Source organism: Microcella alkalica, from assembly GCF_014137945.1.
GTDB lineage: Bacteria > Actinomycetota > Actinomycetes > Actinomycetales > Microbacteriaceae > Microcella > Microcella alkalica.
Window position 1 is genome coordinate 1 of record NZ_JACGWX010000007.1, and the last position, 23,998, is coordinate 23,998.

The 23,998-nt window shown below is 69.6% G+C and carries 23 protein-coding genes and 1 pseudogene; 2 read left to right on the forward strand and 22 right to left on the reverse strand.

All coding sequences use genetic code 11. The features are described 5' to 3' along the window. Positions 1 to 1,444: urocanate hydratase (gene hutU / locus FHX53_RS11730; RefSeq protein WP_182491547.1), on the reverse strand; the 1,444-nt coding region annotated here is incomplete at its 3' end. 26 nt (positions 1,445 to 1,470) lie between these two features. Further along, entirely contained in the window at positions 1,471 to 3,003 is a 1,533-nt protein-coding gene (gene hutH, locus FHX53_RS11735; protein ID WP_182491548.1) for a histidine ammonia-lyase, read from the reverse strand. Positions 3,004 to 3,115: 112 nt separating this feature from the next. On the opposite strand from hutH, the gene FHX53_RS11740 reads away from it, so the two are divergent. Continuing rightward, positions 3,116 to 3,880: an IclR family transcriptional regulator gene (locus FHX53_RS11740; protein ID WP_182491549.1), complete on the forward strand. Its 765-nt coding sequence runs from the start codon at positions 3,116 to 3,118 to the stop codon at positions 3,878 to 3,880. Between the two features lie 6 nt (positions 3,881 to 3,886). On the opposite strand, the gene FHX53_RS11745 is transcribed toward FHX53_RS11740, so the two are convergent. From FHX53_RS11745 to FHX53_RS13705, 19 genes are all read right to left on the reverse strand, one after another. Continuing rightward, entirely contained in the window at positions 3,887 to 4,360 is a 474-nt protein-coding gene (locus tag FHX53_RS11745) for a hypothetical protein (RefSeq protein WP_182491550.1), read from the reverse strand. Between the two features lie 148 nt (positions 4,361 to 4,508). Beyond that, the gene (gene tuf / locus FHX53_RS11750; RefSeq protein ID WP_182491551.1) at positions 4,509 to 5,702 is read right to left on the reverse strand and encodes an elongation factor Tu; all 1,194 of its coding nucleotides are present in this window, start codon (positions 5,700 to 5,702) and stop codon (positions 4,509 to 4,511) included. Between the two features lie 110 nt (positions 5,703 to 5,812). Continuing rightward, positions 5,813 to 7,927, reverse strand: coding sequence for an elongation factor G (gene fusA, locus FHX53_RS11755; RefSeq protein ID WP_182491552.1), 2,115 nt, complete (start codon positions 7,925 to 7,927; stop codon positions 5,813 to 5,815). A gap of 84 nt (positions 7,928 to 8,011) precedes the next feature. Continuing rightward, on the reverse strand, positions 8,012 to 8,482 hold the full coding sequence (gene rpsG, locus FHX53_RS11760) for a 30S ribosomal protein S7 (protein WP_055857268.1): 471 nt from the start codon (positions 8,480 to 8,482) through the stop codon (positions 8,012 to 8,014). Continuing rightward, a complete protein-coding gene (gene rpsL, locus FHX53_RS11765; RefSeq protein WP_055857271.1) occupies positions 8,482 to 8,856 on the reverse strand; it encodes a 30S ribosomal protein S12 in 375 nt (124 codons plus the stop codon). The genes rpsG and rpsL overlap by 1 nt, the downstream gene beginning before the upstream one ends. Before the next feature lie 293 nt (positions 8,857 to 9,149). Beyond that, complete coding sequence (locus tag FHX53_RS11770; protein WP_182491553.1) at positions 9,150 to 9,911, reverse strand: hypothetical protein; 762 nt, start codon at positions 9,909 to 9,911, stop codon at positions 9,150 to 9,152. Positions 9,912 to 9,946: 35 nt separating this feature from the next. After that, positions 9,947 to 10,597: a hypothetical protein gene (locus FHX53_RS11775; protein ID WP_182491554.1), complete on the reverse strand. Its 651-nt coding sequence runs from the start codon at positions 10,595 to 10,597 to the stop codon at positions 9,947 to 9,949. A gap of 3 nt (positions 10,598 to 10,600) precedes the next feature. Continuing rightward, the gene (locus tag FHX53_RS11780) at positions 10,601 to 11,338 is read right to left on the reverse strand and encodes a hypothetical protein (RefSeq protein WP_182491555.1); all 738 of its coding nucleotides are present in this window, start codon (positions 11,336 to 11,338) and stop codon (positions 10,601 to 10,603) included. Beyond that, a complete protein-coding gene (gene pilM, locus FHX53_RS11785; protein ID WP_182491556.1) occupies positions 11,335 to 12,378 on the reverse strand; it encodes a type IV pilus assembly protein PilM in 1,044 nt (347 codons plus the stop codon). The genes FHX53_RS11780 and pilM overlap by 4 nt, the downstream gene beginning before the upstream one ends. A gap of 12 nt (positions 12,379 to 12,390) precedes the next feature. Beyond that, a complete protein-coding gene (locus tag FHX53_RS11790; protein WP_182491557.1) occupies positions 12,391 to 13,227 on the reverse strand; it encodes a prepilin peptidase in 837 nt (278 codons plus the stop codon). 19 nt (positions 13,228 to 13,246) lie between these two features. Continuing rightward, positions 13,247 to 14,908 (reverse strand): bactofilin family protein, encoded by a 1,662-nt coding sequence (locus tag FHX53_RS11795; protein WP_182491558.1) that lies wholly within the window; start codon positions 14,906 to 14,908, stop codon positions 13,247 to 13,249. After that, positions 14,899 to 15,501: a PilW family protein gene (locus FHX53_RS11800; RefSeq protein ID WP_182491559.1), complete on the reverse strand. Its 603-nt coding sequence runs from the start codon at positions 15,499 to 15,501 to the stop codon at positions 14,899 to 14,901. The genes FHX53_RS11795 and FHX53_RS11800 overlap by 10 nt, the downstream gene beginning before the upstream one ends. Beyond that, complete coding sequence (locus FHX53_RS11805; RefSeq protein WP_182491560.1) at positions 15,501 to 15,923, reverse strand: type IV pilus modification PilV family protein; 423 nt, start codon at positions 15,921 to 15,923, stop codon at positions 15,501 to 15,503. Before FHX53_RS11805 ends, FHX53_RS11800 begins: the two co-directional genes overlap by 1 nt. A gap of 107 nt (positions 15,924 to 16,030) precedes the next feature. Further along, the gene (locus FHX53_RS13900; protein ID WP_182491561.1) at positions 16,031 to 16,471 is read right to left on the reverse strand and encodes a type II secretion system protein; all 441 of its coding nucleotides are present in this window, start codon (positions 16,469 to 16,471) and stop codon (positions 16,031 to 16,033) included. 161 nt (positions 16,472 to 16,632) lie between these two features. Beyond that, positions 16,633 to 17,859: a type II secretion system F family protein gene (locus FHX53_RS11815; protein ID WP_182491562.1), complete on the reverse strand. Its 1,227-nt coding sequence runs from the start codon at positions 17,857 to 17,859 to the stop codon at positions 16,633 to 16,635. Continuing rightward, on the reverse strand, positions 17,859 to 19,586 hold the full coding sequence (locus FHX53_RS13905) for a type IV pilus twitching motility protein PilT (protein WP_281364416.1): 1,728 nt from the start codon (positions 19,584 to 19,586) through the stop codon (positions 17,859 to 17,861). Before FHX53_RS13905 ends, FHX53_RS11815 begins: the two co-directional genes overlap by 1 nt. A gap of 40 nt (positions 19,587 to 19,626) precedes the next feature. Beyond that, complete coding sequence (locus FHX53_RS11825; RefSeq protein WP_343050994.1) at positions 19,627 to 21,360, reverse strand: GspE/PulE family protein; 1,734 nt, start codon at positions 21,358 to 21,360, stop codon at positions 19,627 to 19,629. 191 nt (positions 21,361 to 21,551) lie between these two features. Beyond that, entirely contained in the window at positions 21,552 to 21,986 is a 435-nt protein-coding gene (locus FHX53_RS13910; protein WP_182491564.1) for a prepilin-type N-terminal cleavage/methylation domain-containing protein, read from the reverse strand. Positions 21,987 to 22,082: 96 nt separating this feature from the next. Then, a complete protein-coding gene (locus tag FHX53_RS13705) occupies positions 22,083 to 22,574 on the reverse strand; it encodes a hypothetical protein (RefSeq protein ID WP_246335698.1) in 492 nt (163 codons plus the stop codon). A 216-nt stretch (positions 22,575 to 22,790) separates the two neighbouring features. Between FHX53_RS13705 and FHX53_RS13710 the strand changes: the two genes are divergently transcribed. Continuing rightward, complete coding sequence (locus FHX53_RS13710) at positions 22,791 to 23,249, forward strand: hypothetical protein (RefSeq protein ID WP_246335699.1); 459 nt, start codon at positions 22,791 to 22,793, stop codon at positions 23,247 to 23,249. Positions 23,250 to 23,353: 104 nt separating this feature from the next. Here the strand turns inward: FHX53_RS13710 and FHX53_RS14185 are convergent. Further along, positions 23,354 to 23,971, reverse strand: a pseudogene (locus FHX53_RS14185) (RDD family protein); the annotation flags it as partial. Between the last annotated feature and the right edge of the window lie 27 nt (positions 23,972 to 23,998).

Genomic DNA, 23,998 nt, shown 5'->3' on the forward strand with positions numbered 1-23,998 from the left:
CGGCGATCGCGTCCGAGCCGTCCTTCATCGCCTCCGTCTCGCGATAGGGGCTCGCGACCGACCCCGAGTCGAGGTGGTCGCGGCCGATCGCGACGGGCGCGCTGATCTCGCCCGAAGCGACCATGTCGTTGAATCGCCCACCGGCGACGTCGCGCTCGCCGTAGCCGAGCCAGCAGATGCGCGCGGGCAGCCCCTGGAAGCGCACGCGCTCCTGCGCGAGCGGGATCCACCGCTGCAGGCTCTCGTTCTCGGGGAACAGCTCGAGCACCGCGCGGTCGGTCGCCGCGATGTCCTCCGGGTCGCCGCTCAGCGCCGCCCACCGGAAGGGACCCTTCCCCTGCGCGAACAGCGGGCGGATGTACGCGGGCACGAACCCGGGGAAGGAGAACGCGTCCGCGTATCCGGCGACGCGAGCCTCCGTCCTGATGTTGTTCCCGTAGTCGAACACCTCGGCGCCGGCCCGCTGGAAGCTGACCATGGCCTCGACCTGCACGGCCATCGACGCGCGCGCCGCGGCCGCGAAGCCCTGCGGGTCGCGCTCGCGCGCCGCGTCCCACTCGTCGAAGGCGTGCTCGAGCGGCAGGTAGGCGAGCGGGTCGTGAGCGCTCGTCTGGTCGGTGACGATGTCGATGGGTGCGCCCATCGCGAGCAGGGCGGGGAAGACCGCCGCGGCGTTGCCGAGGACTCCGATGGAGAGCGGGCGGCGGGCATCCCGCGCCTGCGTCGCGAGCTCGATCGCCTGATCGAGCGAGTCGGCCTGCACGTCGAGGTAGCGGTGCTCGATGCGGCGGGCGATGCGCGAGGGGTCGACGTCGACGCAGATCGCGACGCCGCCGTTCATCGTGACGGCGAGGGGCTGGGCGCCGCCCATGCCGCCGAGTCCGCCGGTGAGGGTGATCGTGCCGGCGAGGGTCCCGTTGAACCGTCGGGTGGCGACGGCCGCGAACGTCTCGAACGTGCCCTGCAGGATGCCCTGCGTGCCGATGTAGATCCACGAGCCGGCCGTCATCTGGCCGTACATCGTGAGGCCGAGCTGCTCGAGCCGCCGGAACTCGTCCCAGTTCGCCCAGTCGCCGACGAGGTTCGAGTTGGCGATGAGCACGCGCGGCGCCCACTCGTGCGTCTGCATGACGCCGACCGGGCGACCCGACTGCACGAGCATCGTCTCGTCGCCCTTGAGCGTCGCGAGCGTGCGGGTGAGCGCGTCGAAGCTGCGCCAGTCGCGCGCGGCCTTGCCGGTGCCGCCGTAGACGACGAGCTCGTCGGGGTGCTCGGCGACCTCGGGGTCGAGGTTGTTCTGCAGCATGCGCAGGGCGCCCTCCTGCTGCCAGCCGAGGGTGTGCAACTGCGTGCCGCGGTGGGCGCGCACGGGGCGGGGGCCGGATGCCGGGCGCGCGCCGCCGGCGCCGGCGCCCGTTCCGGGGCGGTCGCTCGCGATGCTCATGAGGGGCCTTTCGTGAGAAGCGGGATTCAGACGAGCTCGGGGACGATCGAGCGGGCGGCGGCGAGCAGCTCCCCGCTCTGCGTGAGACGGACGGCCGCCTCGATCTCGGGGGCGAGGTAGCGGTCGGGGCCGGGGCCCTCGACCTCGGTGCGCAGGGCAGCGATGACGGCGGCCGTCACGGGCGACGGCGCGATGCCGCGCAGGTCGATGCCGCGCGCCGCGGTCAGCAGCTCGATCGCGACGACGCGGCCGAGCCCGTCGATCGACCGTCGCAGCTTGCGCGCGGCCGACCAGCCCATCGAGACGTGGTCCTCCTGCATCGCGCTCGACGGGATCGAGTCGACGCTCGCGGGGCTCGCGAGCCGCTTGAGCTCGCTCACGATGCCGGCCTGCGTGTACTGCGCGATCATGTGGCCCGAGTCGACGCCGGGGTCGTGCGCGAGGAACGGCGGCAGGCCCGCGTTGCGAGCGGTGTCGAGGAAGCGGTCGGTGCGCCGCTCGCTCATGCTCGCGAGGTCGGCGACGGCGATCGCGAGGAAGTCGAGCACGAACGCGACGGGCGCTCCGTGGAAGTTGCCGTTCGACTCGACCCGGCCGTCGAGCGTCACGACGGGGTTGTCGATCGCGCTCGCGAGCTCGCGACTCGCGACGAGCGCGGCGTGCGCCATCGTGTCGCGCACGGCGCCGTGCACCTGCGGGGCGCAGCGCAGGGAGTAGGCGTCCTGCACGCGCGTGCAGTCATCCGTGCGGTGGCTCGAGACGATCGCCGAGCCCGCGAGCACGGCGCGCAGGTTCGCGGCGCTCGTCGCCTGACCGGGGTGGGGGCGCAGCTCCTGCAGATCCGAGGCGAAGACGGCGTCGGTGCCGAGCTGGCCCTCGACGCTGAGACCCGCGGCGAGGTCGGCGGAGGCGACGAGGCGGTCGAGATCGGCGAGCGCGAGGCAGAGCATCCCGAGCATGCCGTCGGTGCCGTTGATGAGGGCGAGTCCCTCCTTCTCCTCCAGCTCCAGGGGGCGGATGCCCGCCGCCGCGAGCGCGTCGCCGGCGGGCACGAGGACTCCCGCGGCGTTCCGCACCGAGCCCTCACCCATCGCGGCGAGCGCGCAGTGCGCGAGCGGCGCGAGGTCGCCCGAGCAGCCGAGGCTGCCGTACTCGCCGACGATCGGCGTGATGCGCGCGTTGAGCATCGCGGCGTACGTCTCGGCGACGACGGGCCGGGCGCCGGTGCGGCCGGTCGCAAGCGTGGCGAGGCGCAGGAGCATCGTCGCGCGGACCACCTCGCGCTCGACCTCGGCTCCCGAGCTCGCGGCGTGCGAGCGGATGAGGGAGCGCTGCAGCTCGGCGCGCTTCGCGAGTGGGATGTGCGTGGTCGCGAGGGCGCCGAACCCGGTCGAGACGCCGTAGTGGGCCACGGAGTCGTGGGCCAGCCCCGCGATGAGGGCGCGCGTCGCGGTCATGGCGGCCAGAGCATCCGCGTCGATGACGACCTCGGCCGAGTCGCGGGCGACGGCGACGACGTCGTCGCCGGTGAGGGTGCGGGAGCCGACCGGGATGCGCATGGCACCAGTGAACCGCTCGGGCGCAGCTGCGGCAGCGGCGCGGCGCGATAAAGTGTCTGAGATTTCAGACGATGTTCACGAGCACGCGGCGAAGCGGCGAGGAGGCGGGGCGATGTCGGATGTTCCCGCCGCACGCGCGGCGCTCCGCATCGTCACGCACCTCGCCCACCACAGCGAGCCCGTGCCCGCCTCGACGATCGCGCGCGAGCTCGGACTGCCGCGGTCGTCGACGTACCAGCTCATCCGCGTGCTGCAGGAGGAGGGCTACGTCGTCCACTACCCCGAGCTGCGCGCCTACGGGCTGGGTGGGGTGGTCGCCGAGATCGGCTCGTCGGTGCTGCAGGCCAGTCGGCTCGCGCGCCTCGCGAACCCGCTCATCGAGCGGCTCGTCGCCGAGGCGCCCGTGCCCGCGGTCGCTCAGCTCGCGGTGCTGAACGGGTCGGACGTCTCGTACGTCGGGCAGGCCTCCGCCCCGCGCGCGCCGACGACGGTCGCGCGACTCGGCGTGCGGCTTCCGGCCCACCTCACCGCGACCGGGCGCGCGATGCTCGCCGCCCTGCCCGCCGCGCAGGTGCGCGCGCTCTTCCCGCACCGCGACGCCCTCATCACGAGGCACGGGATCGGGCCGGCGACCCTGCGTGAGCTCGACGGGATCCTCGCCGAGACGCGAGGGCGCGGCTGGGCGGGCGAACACGGCGAGATCACGCCCGAGTACGCCTCCGTGGCCGCCGCGGCGACCGACCGCACCGGCTACCCCAGCGCAGGCATCGGGCTGACCTACCGGGGTGAGGCGGTGGATGCTCCGACCGAGGCCGCGCTCGCCCGCGCGGTGCGCGCGGCCGCCGACGCCTTGACGGCGCGGCTCACGGGGCGCTGACCGCGCTCAGGCCGCACCCGCCCGGCGCGCCGGGCGCCCCGACTCGGGCCGCTCGAGACGCCGCGGCTGCACGATGAGCAGCTCGGTGACGAGAACGGCGATGATCACGGCGATGAGGAGGACGGCGCCGGCTCCGAGCGCGATCGCGATGATGAGACCCGACCAACCGCTGTCGGCCGGCCCGGCGACGAGCGCGAGGAGACCGGTGTTCAGGCCGACGGCGATGACCGCGCTCAGGAGGTGGACGCCGATGCGGACGCCCACTGGGCGGTGACGGAGCACGACAGCCCCGGCGATCAGCAGGAGCATCCAGAGCCCGATCGCGATGCCCGTCGCCCCGAAGAGGAACCGGGCGGCGTTCGGGACGATGTCGCCTGGCGTCGTGGCGTCTCCCGCGGTGACGATCGAGAGCCCGACGAGGGCGAGGACGATCGTGATGCCGAGGATCGACCCCACCTCGGTGAGGATCCCCCTGCCCATGCGTGCCGCCCTTCGCCGGGCAGCCGCCTCATGACGGACGCGCTGCCGCGACTGTAGCGCCCCGCGTGCCGGAACGGACCGCTGCCGGAACGACGAAGCGGGGGCCGGGCTGACGCCCGACCCCCGCTCGCGCGGTGAAGCAGAGGAACTACTTGATGATCTTCGTGACCGTGCCGGCGCCGACGGTGCGGCCACCCTCGCGGATGGCGAAGCCGAGGCCCTCCTCCATGGCGATGGGCTGGATCAGCTCAACGACCATGTCGGTGGTGTCGCCGGGCATGACCATCTCGGTGCCCTCGGGCAGCGAGATGACACCGGTGACGTCGGTGGTGCGGAAGTAGAACTGCGGGCGGTAGTTCGTGTAGAAGGGGTTGTGGCGGCCACCCTCGTCCTTCGAGAGGATGTACGCGGTGCCTTCGAAGTTCGTGTGAGGGGTCACCGAACCCGGCTTCACGACGACCTGGCCGCGCTCGACGTCCTCGCGCTTGGTGCCGCGGAGGAGAAGACCGCAGTTCTCGCCGGCCCAGGCCTCGTCGAGCTGCTTGTGGAACATCTCGATGCCCGTGACGGTGGTCTTCTGCGTCGGGCGGATGCCGACGATCTCGACCTCGGAGTTGATGCCGAGGGTGCCGCGCTCGGCGCGGCCCGTGACGACCGTGCCACGACCGGTGATCGTGAAGACGTCCTCGATGGGCATGAGGAACGGCTTGTCCTTGTCGCGCACCGGGTCGGGGATCGACTCGTCGACGGCCTCCATGAGCTTGACGATGGACTCGGTCCACTTCTCGTCGCCCTCGAGGGCCTTGAGGCCCGAGACCTGGATGACGGGCGCGTTGTCACCGTCGAAGCCCTGGCTCGAGAGGAGCTCGCGGACCTCGATCTCGACGAGCTCGAGGATCTCCTCGTCGTCGACCATGTCGGCCTTGTTGAGCGCCACCATGAGGTACGGCACGCCGACCTGCTTGGCGAGCAGCACGTGCTCGCGCGTCTGGGCCATGGGGCCGTCGGTCGCGGCGACCACGAGGATCGCACCGTCCATCTGCGCGGCACCCGTGATCATGTTCTTGATGTAGTCGGCGTGACCGGGAGCGTCGACGTGAGCGTAGTGACGCTTGGGCGTCTCGTACTCGACGTGCGAGATGTTGATCGTGATGCCGCGCTGGCGCTCCTCGGGAGCCGAGTCGATCGACGCGAAGTCACGTTGCACGTTCGTCGCCGAGGGGTACTTGTCGGCAAGCACCTTCGAGATGGCGGCGGTCAGGGTGGTCTTGCCGTGGTCGACGTGACCGATCGTTCCGATGTTGACGTGCGGCTTGGTCCGCTCGAACTTGGCCTTACCCACTGTGGGTCCTCCTCAGGACTCGGTTGCAGGCATCCATGGTTTCGGATGCACTGCGGTTTGGTGTGTGTTTATCGTAGCGAGGCTCGGGGAGCCCCACCCAGGTCGAGTGTCTACTCGCCCTTGGTCTTCTGGACGATCTCGTCGGCGACGGCCTTCGGGACCTCCGCGTAGCTGTCGAACGTCATCGAGTAGACGGCGCGACCCGAGGTCTTCGAGCGCAGGTCTCCGACGTATCCGAACATCTCCGACAGCGGCACGAGGGCGCGAACGACCTTCACGCCCGTCGCGTCGTCCATCGACTGGATCTGACCACGGCGGGAGTTCAGGTCGCCGATGACGTCGCCCATGTACTCCTCGGGGGTGCGCACCTCGACCGCCATGAGCGGCTCGAGGAGCACGGGGGTCGCCTTGCGCGCGGCCTCCTTGTACGCCATCGATCCGGCGATCTTGAACGCCATCTCCGAGGAGTCGACGTCGTGCGCCGCGCCGTCGAGGAGCGTCGCCTTGACGCCCACCGTCGGGAAGCCGGCGAGCACGCCGACCTGCATCGCGTCCTGGATGCCCGCGTCGACCGAGGGGATGTACTCGCGCGGCACGCGGCCGCCCGAGGTCGCGTTGACGAACTCGTAGCTCGCCTCCGGCGTGACGTCCATCGGCTCGAGCGAGATCTGGACCTTCGCGAACTGACCCGACCCACCGGTCTGCTTCTTGTGGGTGTAGTCGTACTTCTCGATGGTCTTCTTGATCGTCTCGCGGTAGGCCACCTGCGGCTTGCCGACGTTGGCCTCGACGTTGAACTCGCGCTTCATGCGGTCGACGAGGATGTCGAGGTGCAGCTCGCCCATGCCCTTGATGACGGTCTGGCCGGTCTCGATGTTCTGCTCGGTGCGGAACGTCGGGTCCTCCTCGGCGAGCTTCTGGATCGCCGTGCCGAGCTTCTCCTGGTCGGCCTTCGTCTTGGGCTCGATCGCGACCTCGATGACGGGCTCGGGGAAGGTCATCGACTCGAGAACGACCTGGTTGTTCGGGTCGCACAGGGTGTCGCCCGTGGTGGTGTCCTTGAGGCCGATGACGGCGTAGATGTGACCGGCGGTGACCGAGTCGACCGGGTTCTCCTTGTTGGCGTGCATCTGGAAGATCTTCCCGATGCGCTCCTTCTTGCCCTTGGTCGAGTTGATGACCTGGGCGCCGGAGTCGATCTTGCCCGAGTAGACGCGCACGTAGGTCAGGCGACCGAAGAACGGGTGCACCGCGACCTTGAAGGCGAGCGCGGCGAAAGGCTCGCTCGCGTCGGGGCGACGCTCGATCTCCTTCTCCTCGTCGCGCGGGTCGTGCGCGATCGTGGGCGGAACCTCGAGCGGGCTCGGCAGGTAGTCGACGACCGCGTCGAGCATGGGCTGCACGCCGCGGTTCTTGAACGCCGAGCCGCAGAGCACGGGGTAGATCTCGGAGGCGATCGTGAGCTTGCGGATCGCCGCCTTGATCTCCGCGACCGTGAGCTCCTCGCCGCCGAAGTACTTCTCCATGAGCGCGTCGTCGGTCTCGGCGACGACCTCGAGCAGCGCGGTGCGGTACTCGTTGGCCTTCTCGACGAGGTCGGCGGGGATCTCCTCGATCTCGTACTTCGCCCCCATCTCGACGTCACCCTTGGCGTCGCCGCGCCAGGTCAGCGCGCGCATCTCGACGAGGTCGACGACGCCCTCGAAGCTGCTCTCGAAGCCGATCGGCAGCTGGATGACGAGCGGCTTGGCGCCGAGGCGCTTGATGATCGTCTCGACCGTGAAGTAGAAGTCGGCGCCGAGCTTGTCCATCTTGTTGACGAAGCAGATGCGGGGCACGTCGTACTTGTCGGCCTGACGCCAGACGGTCTCGGACTGGGGCTCGACGCCCTCCTTGCCGTCGAACACCGCGACGGCGCCGTCGAGAACGCGCAGCGAGCGCTCGACCTCGACCGTGAAGTCGACGTGGCCGGGGGTGTCGATGATGTTGATCTGGTGCTTGTTCCAGAAGCACGTCGTCGCGGCAGACGTGATCGTGATGCCGCGCTCCTGCTCCTGCGCCATCCAGTCCATCGTCGATGCACCGTCGTGGGTCTCACCGATCTTGTGGTTGACGCCCGTGTAGAACAGGATGCGCTCGGTCGTCGTGGTCTTACCGGCATCGATGTGCGCCATGATGCCGATGTTGCGGACCTTGTTCAGGTCGGTGAGCACGTCAAGTGCCACGGGGGTTCCTCCGGTTCGATAAAGATTGCGGGTGCGAGCAGGGGCGAGGGGCGAGCCCTCGGCCCCCGCTCGCGAAGCCGGTTGTTACCAGCGGTAGTGCGCGAAGGCCTTATTCGACTCGGCCATCTTGTGAGTGTCCTCACGACGCTTGACCGCCGCGCCGAGGCCGTTGGAGGCGTCGAGGATCTCGTTCATGAGGCGCTCGGTCATCGTCTTCTCGCGACGGGCCTTGGCGTACGAGGTCAGCCAGCGCAGCGCGAGCGTGTTGGCGCGGTGCGGCTTGACCTCGACGGGCACCTGGTAGGTCGAGCCGCCGACGCGGCGGCTGCGGACCTCGAGAGTCGGGCGCACGTTGTCGAGCGCCTTCTTCAGGGTGACCACGGCATCCTGGCCGTTCTTGGCCGCGACACCCTCGAGCGCGCCGTAGACGATGCGCTCGGCGAGGCCCTTCTTGCCGTCGAGGAGGATCTTGTTGACGAGCTGGCTGACGATCGGGGCGCCGTAGACGGGGTCTGCGACGACGGGGCGCTTGGGCGCCGGTCCTTTACGAGGCATTACTTCTTGTCCATCTTCGCTCCGTAGCGGCTGCGCGCTTGCTTACGGTTCTTGACCGCCTGGGTGTCGAGCGCGCCGCGCACGATCTTGTAGCGCACGCCGGGGAGGTCCTTCACACGACCGCCGCGGACGAGCACCATCGAGTGCTCCTGCAGGTTGTGGCCCTCACCGGGGATGTAGGCCGTGACCTCGGTGCCGTTCGAGAGCTTCACGCGCGCCACCTTGCGGAGCGCCGAGTTCGGCTTCTTGGGCGTGGTCGTGTACACGCGAGTGCACACCCCGCGCTGCTGCGGGTTGGCCTTGAGGGCGGGCGCCTTGGTCTTGACGACCTTCGGCGTACGACCCTTGCGGACCAGCTGCTGAATAGTGGGCAAAGTTGCTCCTTGGAAATGCTGCACGGTGACAGCGGTTGCGGTTTGTTGTTCCCCGTCTTGGCCAGCGGCGGTGACGGGCTCACGCGAGATCCGACGATGATCGTGACCGATCGGTGGCGGACATGCCGTGGGGGTGTGTCTTCTGCGCGATTCGGCCTGCGGCCGGGTGCGCTCTCATCAGTGACCCTCGTGCGGATGCTCCGCCTCGCGCCGCCCGCGCCGCTCTCGCGGCACAGCACAGGCGCGTGCGAATGCACACACGCGGTCAAGAATAGACGCGGGGGCGCCGGGGGTCAAACGGCGGAGGTCGCGGCACCCTCTCGTGCGGCGGCGAGCTCGCGCTCGTACTCCGCGCGCGCCTCGGCGTTTCGGGCCTTCGTCGCCCGGCCGTGGCGGGCCACGAGCCCGCCCACCCAGATCGGCACCTCGCGCGCGGCGATCGCCGCGGCCCAGCCGAGCGGGTTCGTGATCTGCAGCAGCAGGAAGCGCTGGAGGTCGGCGGGGTTCGCGCCGATCGCCTCGGCGCTGAGGACGGTCGACCCGATGAACACGATGTAGACGAGCGCGGCCACGAGGAAGCCGCCCAGCACGTGCGCCCACCAGCCGGCGCGATTGACGACCAGGACGAGGACGACGTAGCCGATCACGAAGGCGATGACGGGCATCCAGAAGCTGGGCGTGCCCGCGAACGTCTGCACCTGCTGCGCGAGGCCAGGGCCGCCCGTGCCGAGACCGATGAAGATGAAAAGCGTCGCGAGGAGCGCGTAGAGGATCGTGAAGACGAGGCTCGACGCGAGCGCGACGCCGACGCCGAGGCCGCGGGAGCCGCGGCGGCGCGGCGGCTGCGGGGTCGGGACGTACACGACGCGCTCGGGCTTCGGCTCGGCCGGTGCGGATGCGGACGCGGCGGGCTGGTCGGCCGGCTCGGGATGCTCCGCGGGTGCCACTGGTTCCGCGGGGGCCGCCGGTTCCTCGGGGACCGCCGGGCGACGGTCGTCGGGCGAAGCGGCATCCCCGGTGGATGGCTGCTCGTCGGTGCGGTCACACTCGTTCATCGTCGGCCCTTCGTCGTCAGCGCGATCCTTTCACGCTACGGCGAGGGGCTGGTGCTCGGCTCGGCGCTGGGCTCCACGCTCGGGTCGACGCCCCCGACCGCGCCCTCGTCGACCGAGGGCAGCGCGGCGCCTTCCTCGGGTAGCACGAAGATGAAACCGTCGAGCGAGACGCGGCCGGATCCGCCGTCGTCGCCGATCCCGAAGCCCGCGACGAGCAGCAGGCGCGGGCCGAACTGCGCGCTCCTGAGGAATCGCGTGATGTCCTCCGGCGCTCCGAGCGCGCTGATCTGCACGGGGATGGCGACGAGATCGGTGACTCCGTAGGGCTCGACGAGTCGCGCCTCCACCAGCTGCGGAGTGTTGGCCGTGACCTCGTTGAGCGAGACCCCCGAGGCCTCGGCGAGCACATTGAGCTGCCCGAGGTAGGTCGACAGCTCCGGATCCTGCGGGATCTCGACGCGCACCGCGGCGAGCTCGCTCTCGAGCGCCGGCAGGTTCTCCGACAGCTCCCGCAGATCTGCGAGCACCGCCTCGTACTGCGCATTGACCGTCGCCACGTTCTGGCGCTCAGCGTTCGACGCACTGACCTCCGCAAGGCGGGGCTGCACCCCGAGGAACCATCCGGCGAGGAGCAGGAGCGCGGCGACGAACGCCGAGCCGATGACCCACAGTCTGAGAATCGACATGGACTACTCCTCCTCGTCCTCGCTCGAATCCGCGCCGGCATCGGCATCGGCCGATGCCGCGTCCTCCGGGGCGAAGCGGCCGAGGTAGGCCTCCTCGTTGAGCAGGACCTCGATCGTGACTGCGTAGCTCGCGCCCTCGCTGCCGACGACCGAGACGGGCGGGGCGATTCCCGCGAAGCCCGTGATCGACTCGAGGTCGTTCAGCCATGCCTCGATGTCGGGGACTGTCGGGCTTGTCGCGTTGATGCGGAAGCTGCCGATCGAATCCTGCCGAAGGGGTTCCGGCTGCTCATCGCCCCCCTGCGGGGACTCGGCAGCGCCGATGGCATCATCGGCCGTAAGCGTGCCATCCACCGAGATGAGGAGCACGCCCGCGGGCAGGGTCTCCCGGATCTCGCCGAGCAGGGTCTCCCAATCGACCTCCACCGCGGTGCTGACGACGCGGGCGGCTCGGCTCTCCGTCAGTGCCGCGTCGGCGGCGCGTGCGTCGACGAATTCGAGCTGCTGGGCGACCAGGCTCTCTGTCCGCGCGCGTTCCGCCTCGAGCTCACCTGCTGCGACCGAGGCGAGCAAGGTCGCGCCGACGACTGCGACCACGACGATCAGCGCGAGCACGACGAGGCCGAGGACCAGTCGCCGGACGACCGGGCGACGCCTGATCGCATCGCGTGCGGCCGGCGGGAGGAGGTCGGCCCGGGGGGCGCCGCCCACCTCGAGCGTCTCGGACTGCTGCTTGCTCATGATCTGGCCCCCATCGCTAGACCGACCGCGGCACCCGCGCGCAGCGCCTCCGAGACCCCGAAGCCGATGAGCGACTTCGGCATCCTCACCCTCTCGAACGGCGCTGGCGCGACGAGTGCGATGCCCGTCGACTGCGCGAGCGCCGCTGGCAGACCGCGAAGTCGCGCACCGTTCCCGGTGAGCACGAGCGACTCGACGCGTGCGTTCTCGTGCGTGGAGGAGTAGTAGCGCAGGGTATTGATGACACTCGTCATGAGCTCACGCGTGGTATCGAGAATGATCCCGGCGCTCGTCGCGTCATTGGGCGGAACGATCTCCGGGTGCAGACCCTGTGCCACCTTGAGCTTCTCGGCTTGGTCTCGCGGAATCTCGAGCTGAAGCACGAGCGCCCTCGTGGCGTCCTCGCTTCCGGAGGGGATGATGCGCACGAAGTCAGGCACACCGCGCGACGAGACGATGATGTTGGTCGTCGTCGCCCCGATGTCCACGATCGCGCTCACGCCCTCGCTCGGCTGACCGACCGCCCGCTGCAGCGCGAACGGGATGAAGTCCACTCCGACGACGTGGAGGCCCGCCCGCTTCACGGCGTTGACGTTCGTCGTCACCGCGTCGGCGTACGCGGCGATCAGGAGCCCGCGCACCGTGGGGCCCTCGTCGCTCGGTGCGCCGTCGGCGACGGGGTAGAAGTCGATGATTGCTTCCGCGACGGGCATCGGGATGAGCTCCTGAACGCGCAACGGGAGCAGATCTCGGATCTCCTTCTGCGTGAGCTTCGGCATCACGAGGTCGCGCGCGACGACCTTCTGGTCGCCCATGCCGAGCAACACGTCCTTGGTGCCGAACTTGGCGTCGACCCACATCTTCTTCAGGATCGTCGCGACCGCCGTCGGCTCGACGATCTCGCCGTTGCGGACGGCACCGTCCGGCAGCGCCGATTCGTGATACGCGCGCACCTCGACCGAGCCGTTCTTCGACGCCTTCGCCTCGACCGCCCGGATCGCGGTCTGGCCGATGTCCACCCCCACGATGTGACTGCTCATGCTCATGCCCCCCTAGACAAGTTCAATTCCGAACAATGACAGATACGAGCCCGCGATGGATGCCCCCAAAACGAGTCCCACCCACGTGCCCGCGATCATCCACGGCCCGAAGGGGATGCCGCCCTTGCGCGAGACGCGTCGCATCGCGAGAAGGACGATACTGACGATCCCGCCGAGCACGAAGGCTCCGAAGGCGCCGACGATCAGGGCGGCCCAGCCGGAGAAGCCCAGGAACGCACCAAGAACGCCCGCGAGCTTCACGTCGCCCATCCCCATGCCGCCCGGCCAGGCCACTGCCATGAGGGCGTAGGCGGCGAACAGGATGCCCGCGCCGGCCGCCATCGTGCCGAGCCGCTCGAGGTCGCCGGCGAGCAGTGCAGGGGTCACGAGCCCGACCACGGCGACGCCGTAGCCGGGGAGCACGATGATGTTGGGGAGTCGGTGCGTCTCGAGGTCGATCGCGGTGAGCGCGATGCTGGCGGCTGCGAGCCAGAGGTAGGCGGCGAGAAGCAAGCCACCCGCGAGCAGCCCCCACGGCCCTGCGTCGGCGACGATGGCGCCCGCGGGGCTCAGCGGCGAGAGCATCCAGGCCGCGACGAGCCCGAAGGCGATCGCGGTGCCCGCCTCGACGAGCGGATAGCGAGGGGAGATCGGGGTAGCGCAGTCGCGGCACCTGCCGCGCAGCACGAGCCACGACAGGATCGGGATGTTGTCGTACGGCCGTATGCGGTTGCCGCAGGCCGGGCACCCGCTGGGCGGGTGCACGACCGAGACTCCCGCGGGAGCACGGTGGATGACGACGTTGAGGAACGAACCGATGAGGGCGCCGAGCACTGCTGATCCCCCCATCAGCAGCGCCGCCGCCGCGTCACCCACCGGACGACACCTCGCGGATGCTCAGCCGCTCGCCGAGGAACGCGTCGTTCAGGACCAGGTTCGGCGGCAGGCTCGCGCTGAGGTCGATGCCGGGTGGAGACGTCGGAACGTACGTCATCTGCGCCTGCTGATCGAAGTCGATCGTGCCGCCGTAGAGCTGCCCGCGGAAACCGTTCCGGTCGGACCTCACGCGGCAGGGCGAGTAGATGAACGCGGAGACGGTGGAGCGGAAGTCCGCTTCGTTCGTCAGGTAGATGTCGCCAGCCCCGCCCGAGCATGTCGGGAGGGAATTCGGCGTGTTGTCCGGGACGATGAAGTAGAGCTTCCTGTTCGCTGTCGGGTTCGCCGACGCGAAATACAGCTTGTCGAACCGGAAGCTGTTGGAGAAGAAGACGATGTCCGTCTGCAAGCCGATATCGGGCTTGAGATTGTTCAGCGTGACGACTCCGCCGACGCACCCCGTCGCGTCGATGACGGTCGGGGTCGTGTAGGTCTGCAGCGCGACCCAGCGCGGGTCGTGATTCCCGAAGTCGCACGAGCCGCTCCACACGACTCGATTGGTGAAGCCCTGCTGGAACCACGAGGTCGCCTCGAACTGCGCCGTCGTCGAGACCGCCCACGGGATGTCCGTCCAATCCGGGACCTGGGGCGGCGGCGGAGCGCTCAAGCCGACCACAGCCGCTGAACGCGTGCCGAGAATCGAGCCGCCCGGCTGGATCGTGCCGGAACTCAGCACGTTGCCGTCGACGGTCGACCCGGCGGCGACCGATACCGTCGTCGCCGTGTCTCTGTGCGCTGTGACGTTGCCGATCACGCGGGAGCCGGGCCCGCTGAGCACGGATACGCTCCCGCCGGCGAAGACGCTGCCGCGCACTTGACTTCCTCCGGAGACCGTGACGACGGGGTTCGAACCGACCACGCCGTCACCGACCGTCAGGAGGTCTTCGCGAATCACGCTGCCGTTGGACATGCGGACATAGTCGGTGGCGTGCACTCGACCAGTGATCGTGCACGCGGTCAGATCGGCGTAGCCGTCGGCCAGGATGACGTCTCCATTGACTTGCGCATTGTTCGTGCACACGAAATGACCGGTCTTGATCTGGAGGTCGGCCGAGATCGTGATGTCGGCGGTGTCGAGAACGAATCTCCGCAGGATGCCGTCAACCGTGTACGCGTAGACCGCAGGATCCAGAAAAGGAATCTCCACGTACTGAGGGATGTACTGGTAGACCGCTTCCACGACGCGGCCGCCCGACTCCCGCGAATCACTGAACGTCGCGCGAGTGGCATAGCCGGTCGACTGGACCCGGACGTGCGTCGCTTCGCGAACCGGGCATCCCTCCACCCACCCCGACCCGCGGTCGTACGACACGGTCACTCTGAACTTGGGGGTGTTAGTCGACGTGAAGACCCCGCCGGCGGCGGAGCAGCCCGTTCTCGTGCGGAGCGCGAGCTCAGCCGTGGTGATTCCCGCTTCTGCCGCCGCTCGCGCTTCGACCCCCGCCGAGACGTCGTTGCTGAACTTGAGGCTGCTGACGGAGACGCTTCCGACCGTGACCGCGATGACGGCGGTCACGCCCGCGAGAGCGAGAACGGCGATCATCGCGCTGCCGCGGTCGTCCCCTCGGAGCCGATTGATGCGAGTCAGAAACATGGCGCGCTCACCTTTCCGGTGGACGGGACGGGTTGCTTCGCGACGACGACGGTGTCGACGAGCACGGGGATGCCGCGCCCGATGCCGACCGCGAGGTTCACGTCGAGCGATCGGCCGTTCGGAGCCAGGGAGAAGATCGGTGCGGACCCGACTTGCTCGACATCGGTCGCGAGGAGCGTCCATCCCGCAAGCACGGCTGCGTCTGGATTTGCAGGCAGTGCAGATGCCGAGCGCGTAGTCCGAAGCTCGCCGCTCCTCCACACCCACGCCTGGCAGAACCACGCACCGGCCTGGCTTCCATCGATCGAGCGCGTCCGCACGACGATCGTGCCAGCGGCCGGATTGGTGACCTCGACCGCGCTGGCGTTGCGCACTCCCCGACCGAGGGATTCGCTGATGAGCTGCGCGGTGGAGGCCGACTGCGCTGCGTCGCGCACCTGGCTCTCCGCACGGAGCGAATTGATGAGCACGGCGCCGACGATCGTGAGGATCACGACGCCGAGAAAGAGATACACGAGAAGCTCGACGAGGGTGAAGCCTCGGTCGGTCGACCGCGGGCTCGCCTCGCTCGCCGTCTCGTCGAAGTTCCGCATCAGTTGGCACGCTCGACGATCGCGCGTGTCGTGGCCTGAGCGCGAATGCTGGCGTCTCCGACCACAGTGACCGTGAGCACCACCGTGACAGGCGCAGGGTACGAAGCCGGTGTGCACCCCGTGACGGCACGACTCGCGCGATAGACCGTCCCCCGGCCGTCGGTGACGTCGGCGACCGGCGCGCTCCTGAATGCGTCGAACGCGGCGCACGTGCGGTCGACCAGTGCGATCGCGTCGAGCTGCTCGCTCAGGACCTGGTTCGCCGTTGCCACTTTCGAGTTCAGCACCTGAACGCGCAGCGACTCGATGAGCAGAGGAAGGAAGGCGACGGAGAGAAGCGCGAGCAGGAACATCGAGACGACGACCTCGACGAGTCCGAACCCGGAGTCGCCGTCTGCGTAGCTATCGCGCTCGCTCGTCACGTTGATGCTCCTCTCGAGATAAAGTTCGGTGCCTCATAGATTTAGTTGATGAATCACGTGTGGGGCACCAGGTTCCCCTGGTGCCCCACACGCCCTTTCGCGGGCTGCTACGCGGGGGTCGCGCACGTGCCGTTGCGCACGCCGCCGGTGTCGCGGACGTGGCGGCGGTCCGCGGCGGCCGTGGCGGCAGCGTGGAATCCGTCGATGCAGAATGTTGCAGTCGTCCCCGTGGTAATCGCCCCGATGGTGATCGTCACGCCGTCCTGGGAGTAGTTGCCCTGGATCCTCGTGATGGTTGCCGCCGGAACGGTTCCGTCAACCGAGCTGACCAGGGCGGCGACCACCTCCGTCTTCGCGTTCGTCAGCGCTGACTCAACGGCGCTGATTCGCGCCTGGCTCTGTTGGCCCAGGAACACGGGGATGGCGATTGCGGCGAGGATGCCGATGATGATGACGACGACGAGGAGCTCGATGAGCGTGAAGCCCTTCTCGCCCTCATCGCGGCGGGCGCGGATGGCCGCGACCTGGTCGTGAAGCTTGGTGATCATGCGATTGTTTCCGTTCCTGTTCAGATGGACTGAGTGACAGGCGGGCCCCCAATGAACTGCCCCCTGAGAGAACTCTCATCGTGCTGACGAGCCTTGCCCATTCCCCAGTAGGGGGGTGACGCGAACGAGGGCCGCCCGTTCGGGGGCCGCGACGAGGCAGATCACTCGATGAGCGTGAAGATGTTGAAGACCGGCAGGTAGAGCGCGACGATCATGCCGCCGAGGAGCACACCCATGAAGGCGATCATGAGGGGCTCGATGAGCGCCGTCAGCTGCTCCGTTGTCGACTCGACCTCCGCGTCGTAGAAGTCGGAGATCTTCGACAGCATCGTCTCGAGCGAGCCAGAATCCTCACCCACCGAGATCATCTGAGTGACCATGGAGGGGAACACCGGTTCATCGGCGAGCGGGGCGGCGATCGATCGACCCTGCCTCACGCTCTCCTGGACGTTCACGAGGGCCTTCTCGATGACGTAGTTGCCCGAGGTCGCTCCCACGATGGAGAGCGCCTGGAGAATCGGAACGCCAGATTTCATCATGGTCCCGAAGTTCCGGGTGAAGCGCGCGATCGCGATCTTCGTCGCGAGCTGCCCGAAAACCGGCGCTTTGAGCTTGAGCGGATCCACGAAGCTCCGGACTTCCGGTTTGTGCTTGTTCCGCCCCCACCAGACCGAGAAAACGATCAGTGCGAGGATCAGCGCCGGCAACCAGAACGGAGCGCTCTCCGAGAGAACCACGAGGAATTGCGTCGGCAGCGGCAGCTCGCCCCCGAGCCCCTCGAACATCGCCTTGAATACGGGGACGATGAAGACGATCATGCCGATCATGCCGAGGATCGCCATGATGAGAACCACGACCGGGTACGTGAGCGCCGACTTGATGGTGCCGCGTAGCTTGACCTCCTTCTCGTAGTTCTCGGCGACCGATTTCAGCGAGTCTTCCAAGAATCCGCCGGTCTCGCCCGCCCGCACGAGGTTGATGAAGAGGGGCGGGAAGATCAGTTCGTGCTTGGCGATCGCGTCCGAGAGTGACAGTCCGCTCTCGACATCTTTTCGCACCTGATCGATCGTCTCCGCGAGGGTCGGGTTCTCGCTCTGCTCCGCTAGGATCGACAGGGCCCGCATGAGAGCGAGGCCCGAGGAGATCATCGTCGCGAGCTGGCGGCTCATGACGGCGAGATCCTTGAGGCCGACCTTCTTCTTGAACAGCCCGCTGAGGGAGATCTCCTTGTTCAGCCCGGAGCCCGCCGCGCGCACCGTCTCCGGCTGGATCCCCATCGACCGCAGCCGCATGGTCGCGCCGGCCTCCGAGGCTCCGTCGACGGAGCCGCTGACCTTCTTGCCGGCGGCGTCCCTGCCCCGATAGGTGTAGGTGAGAACGTTCGTCATCACTGGCCTCCCGCAGCGTGCATGTGGTCGAAGTCCGCAGCCGGGTCGAACGCCGCGCCGTCCTGCCGCGTGACCAGGCGCTGCAGGGTGTCGAGGTCGTGAGCCTTCTCACGAGCGGCGGTGATGGTGATCGTGCCGGCGTTGACGAGCTCCGCGAGGTGCTGGTCCATCGTGTGCATTCCCGCGCCACGGCCCGCCTGCATGGCCGAGCCGATCTGATAGGTCTTGCCCTCGCGGATCAGGTTCGCGATGGCGGGCGTCGCGACGAGCACCTCGGTCGCGACGGCCCGGCCCTGCCCGGTCGCCTTCTTCACGAGGGTCTGGCAGACGACGCCCTGGAGAGTCGCGGCGAGCTGCTGGCGCACCTGACCCTGCTGGTGGGGCGGGAAGACGTCGATGATGCGGTCGATCGTCTGCCCGGCATCCTGCGTGTGGAGCGTCGCGAACACGAGGTGACCGGTCTCCGCGGCGGTCAGCGCGGTCGAGATCGTCTCGAGGTCGCGGAGCTCGCCGATGAGAATGACGTCAGGGTCCTGTCTCAAGACATGCTTGAGGGCGTTCTGGAACGACTGCGTGTCGGCGCCGACCTCGCGCTGGTTGACGAGCGCTTTCTTGTTCCGGTGCACGAACTCGATCGGATCCTCGACCGTCATGATGTGATCGGATCGCGTCTCGTTGACGATGTCGACGAGTGCGGCGAGCGTCGTGGACTTGCCCGAGCCGGTCGGCCCGGTGATGAGCACGAGCCCGCGCGGCAGCGTCGAGAATCGGCCGACGACCTCGGGCACGCCGAGGTCCTCAAGCCTCTTGATCTCCGTGGGGATGAGACGGAACGCCGCGCCGATCGTGCCGCGCTGCCGGTAGAAGTTGACGCGGAAGCGCGACTGCTCGGTGAGTGGGAAGGCGAAGTCGAGCTCCTGCTTCTCCTCGAAGTGCGCCATCTGCGCCGGCGTCACGATCGAGTACAGGGCGCGCGCGACGCGATCGGCATCCCAGCTGCCCGTCGACTGCACGGGGCGCAACGTGCCGTCGATGCGCACCATGGGCGGCGCGTTCTTCGACACGTGCAGGTCGGAGCCTCGGCTGGCGATGAGCTCGTGCAGCGCGGCGAGCAGCTCGGGGTCGCCCTTGGAGTCGGTGTGGCGCACCGTCGGGGCCGCGGCGGATGCCGGAGCCTTGGTCGGCTCCTCCCACTCCGAGGGGCTCCAGTCGGCGCGGGCCGTGCTGGCTGGCAGCGGCACGACCGGTTCGATGTGGCTGGCGGATGCTCCGCTCGGCATGATCGGAGGCGCCGACGCTGCGACGGGCCGCGGACCGCCCACGGAGCCGGGAGCCGCGACGGGCGGCGGAGCCGAGTAGGGCGTCCCGCCGACGGGCGGCGGCGCATTCAGCGACGAGGATGCCACCGGCGGCGGCGCGTTGAGCGGTGCGCTCGCGGGCGGCGGCGCGGTGAAGGGCGCGGCCGACATGGGCGGCGGCATCGTGGGCGGTGCGCTCGGCGGCACTTCGGGCATCCCCGTCTGCGTGACGTTGAGCGGCAGGGCGCTCGCCGAGGCGACGACGTCCGCTGCGCTCGGCACCGCGCTCGGCGCGGCGCCCGCCGCGGCCGCAAGGGCGTCCCAGTCAGCCGGCGAAACGCGACCGTCGTGCGCGGCGGCGCGGCGCAGGAACGACAGGTCGGCGTCCTCCGGGTCTATCGGGATCTCGTGGATCGGTCGGTCGGTCAAGAGTGCTCCTTACGGCGGCGTCGGGTCGGTGCTGCGGGGCTCACGCGACCACGCGCATGATCTCGTCGACGGAGGTGAGGCCGAGCTTGGCCTTCTCCCAGCCGTCCTGGCGGAGGGTGCGCATGCCCTGCGACAGCGCCACCTTCTGGATCTCGGCGGCGGAGGCGCGCGCGACGGCGAGTCGCTCGATCTCCTCCGTGACGGCCATGACCTCGTGCAGGGCGAGGCGGCCGCGGTAGCCGGTGTTCGAGCAGGCCGAGCATCCGACGGGCTTGTAGAGCGTGGGCCCCGAGGCGAAGGCGAGGTCGGCGCCGGGCACGCGCTCCTCCCCGCCGGCGGCCGTGAAGCCGGTCTCGCCGAAGGCCTGCGCGAGGCTCACGCCGAACGCCATCTGCTCCGTGTCGCCCTGGTACGGCGCCTTGCATCGGTCGCAGAGGCGGCGCGCGAGTCGCTGGGCGACGACGCAATCGAGCGCCGAGCCGACGAGGAAGGGCTCGATGTCCATCTCGATGAGGCGCGTGATGGCGCTCGGGGCGTCGTTGGTGTGCAGAGTCGACAGCACGAGGTGACCCGTGAGCGAGGCCTCGATCGCGATCTGCGCGGTTTCCTTGTCGCGGATCTCACCGAGGAGAACGACATCCGGGTCGGAGCGCAGGATGCTGCGCAGCGCGCTCGCGAACGTGAGGCCCGCCTTCGGGTTCACCTGCACCTGGTTGATGCCGGCCATGCGGTACTCGACCGGGTCCTCCACGGTGATGACGTTGATCTCGGGCTTCGCGACCGCGTGGAGGGTCGTGTAGAGGGTCGTCGACTTGCCCGAACCCGTCGGGCCCGTGACGAGGATCATTCCGTACGGCTTCGTGTACGACTGCTTGAAGACGTCGAAGTTGTACTCGAGCAGCTGCAGCTCGCTCATGTCGCGGCGCGTGGCGTTGTTGTCGAGGATTCGCATGACGACCTTCTCGCCGTACACCGTCGGCAGGGTCGCGACGCGGAGGTCGATCTGACGGCCGCCGTGGCTGACCGACATGCGGCCGTCCTGCGGCTTGCGGCGCTCGGCGATGTCGATGTCGCTCATGATCTTCAGGCGCGAGATGACTCCGTTCGTGACCGAGCGCGGCGCCGCCTGCATCTCGTGGAGCACGCCGTCGATGCGGTACCGCACGCGCAGCTCGTGCTCGCCCGGCTCGATGTGGATGTCCGAGGCGTTGTCCTGGATCGCCTGGCCGATGATGAGGTTCACGAATCGCACGATCGGCGCATCGTCGGCGTCGGCGTCGCGCAGCGCCACCGCCGACAGGTCCTCCGGCCGGTTCTCCTCCTCGAGCACGTTCGACAGCTCGTTGAGCTCGCTGTCGGCGCGGTGGAACTTCTCGACCGCCTCGCGCAGGTCGGTCTCCTCCGCCACGATCGGCACGAGGCGCATGCGGGTGGCGGCGCGTACGTCGTCGAGGGCGAAGACGTCGTCCGGGTTGACCATGGCGAGCGTGAGCATCTCGCCGGCGATGTGGATGGGCAGCACCTTGTGCCGCCTGCACAGGGTCGCGGGAACGAGCGCGACGGCCGTGCGGTCGATGGGGTACTCGGAGAGCTCGACGAACGACAGACCCATGACCTCGGCGCGCGCGGAGGCGATCTGGCCCGGGGTCACCCGCCCCTCGTCCATGAACATCTGGATGATGTGGGCCTCGGCCAGCGGGTCGTCGCTCATGACGTCGAGCGTCTCGATGGGCATGATGCCGCGGATGATGAGCACCTCGGTCAATGACGGCACTGCCGGCTCCCCCCTCATGCGCGATCGCAGGGACGCCAATACCGTCGCCGCCCCCACCGGGACGCTATGACACGCTCTCGGTGAGAAGTAGTCCCCCGTTCGGGGACGCGACTCCTCCCCCACGCGCCACACGCACCCCGCGCATCCGCCCGCCCGCGCCGCAGCGGTGTCGCGCGCGCGTCAGGAGGATGTCACGACGGCGCGATCACGTCGCCGTTCGCCGCGCACGTGCCGTTCTCGACGAGTCCCCCTGAGTCGGCGACGGCCCACGTGCTCGTCACTGCCACGTGCTCGCCGTGCAGGCACCAGCCGTCTGCTTCGCCCGTGCGGCTGAGCGTCAGGCCGGGGTCGCCGTGGGCGGCGAGGATGTCCGCGATGCGCTCGGGGTCGAGGGCCACAGGGTCGCCCTCCGCGGTCGCGATCACGAGCTCGAGCTTCGCGGTGGCGAGGGCCGACTGCACGGCGCTGCCGCGCGCATCCTCCTGGTAGCCGAGGTGCACCGGGATGGCGATCGCGGCGAGGATGCCGATGATCGCCACGATGACGACGAGCTCGATCAGGGTGAAGCCGCGGTCGGAGCGGGCGCGGGCGGAACGGGTCCGGGTTCGGGTCAGGGTGCAGGTCATGGCGACCTCCGAGTCGAGGTCCTCCCAGTCAAGCGGATCCGAGGGAAGGTCGGCATACCCCGAGCGGGGGTGTCGTCCGCCGCGACGGCGCGGTGGTCAGACGCGAGCGTCGTACCGGAGCGCCCCGAAGGGCGCGTCGGCGATCGCACTCGCGAACGAGTGCGGTACATCGCCGCGTCGGCGCAGGATGCCCGCGGCCTCGGCGAGGTCGCCCTCGACGGCGGAGCGGCGCGCGTCATCGAGAGCGGCGATCGCGGCGAGCACCGCGCCACGGGAGCGCTCGGCCAGCTCGGCCGCCTCGACGTCGAGATCCGCGCGCCACGAGGCCTCTTCAGCCCGGTATCGGGCGACGCGGGCCCTCTCGGGCGCTCCGCGGCGGCGAGCGTCGATCCAGACGACCGCGAGGATGACGCCGCAGACGGCGCTGACGATGACGGGCACCATGACGGCGTCGAACGGCGCGCCGCCCCTGGGCTGGTCGGCCCGCCACACGATGAGCCCCGCGCCCGCGAGCGCGGCGGCCGCATCGAAGCCGATGACCGAGCTCGCGCGGTGATTGCTGACCGCCGCGCCCGGTCGCGAGCGCATCGCCCCCACGAGATGCAGCACCGTGGCGCGGCGGGTCGGGCCAATCCTCGTCGTAGGCGCCCTCGCGCTCGCGGTAGCGGGCGCGCAGCGTCGCGATGGCGCGGTCGTGCTCGCGATCGATCGCCCGCAGCGGGCGCGAAGCTGCGGCGCGGCCGCCGCGACGGCCGCATCCTCGAGGGCGCGCGCCCCGGCGGAAGCGCGAGCTCGCCGGACGGCGTGACCGCGACGGTGCCGTTCGACGAGCCGCGGTCGAGCATCCAGAACCCGCCCCTCTCGTCGACGCCGAACTCGGCGTGCGTCTTGGAGAGCTGCATCGCCACGTCGGTGAGGGGCAGGAGAAGCGCGACCCGCTCGCCGGGGTGCGGCTCCGGGTCGCGGCCGACCAGCCCGGAGACCGGGACGTCGATCGTCGTCCCGTCGTCGAAGCGGAGCGTCACGGCGCGCCGGGCGCCCAGCGAGGAAAGCGCCGAGCTCGCCGCGGGCACGAGCGGGGCGATAGGCGGGGCAGCGGGGGCCGTCCTCGCGGCGGGCGGGCGGGAGTCGAGGAGCTCGGGCGGGCTCCAGGACGCCGAGCCCGGGGCGCCCGAGACGACGCCCGAGCTCGATCGCTCAGCGGGGACGAAGCCGCGCGACGACGCGGCGCTCCCGAGGGAGGGCAGCGGCGCGCGCTTCTGACGGTCGAGGGGTCGGGCGCCCTTCCTCGCGTGCCGGAGGGCGCGCGCATCGAACGGGTCGAGCCCGCGCCGCGCGTCGACGACCCACGCGCGGGCGACTCGATCGAGCCAGCTGCGGCCGAGGCGCTCGGGGTCGAGACCCGACGACAGGAAGAGGAGACCTGGGCCGACGACGACCAGGACGGCCGTCGAGGCCTGCAGGAGGAGGGCCCGGAGCACGACCCGCCAGAAGCCGGGCCGATCGAAGCCGGCGACGTTCACCGACCGCAGCCCCATGGCCGCCTTGCCCAGAGTGACGCCGCGGAGGCCGTGCAGCACGAGCTGCACGAGGCCGAACACGGCCGTCAGGCCGAGGCCGACGAGCACGAGGACGAGCCCGGTCGGGTCGGTGCGACCAAGGGGCGCCCCCTCGAGCAGGGACGGGGCCGTCATGAGCACGCCGATGAGGGAGGGTGCGCTCAGCAGCAGCCACGCCGCCGCGTCGATCGCGAACGCGGCGCACCGCCGACCCGGACCCGCCGCGCGGAGTCCGATCGCCGCCGCGTAGTCGGGGTCGGGCGTGCCGTCGTCGCGGAGACCCGGCACCACCTCGGCAGGGGACTGAATCGTGATCGGAGTCCGATCGACGGAGCCCGCGTCGCCTCCCCCGCCGAATCGAACATCACGCACGGGGTTCATCGGAGAGTCCGGCTCGACTCCCCGGCGATGGGGAGCTCTCACCATGAGAACGGCAGAGGGCCCCTGCCGTGC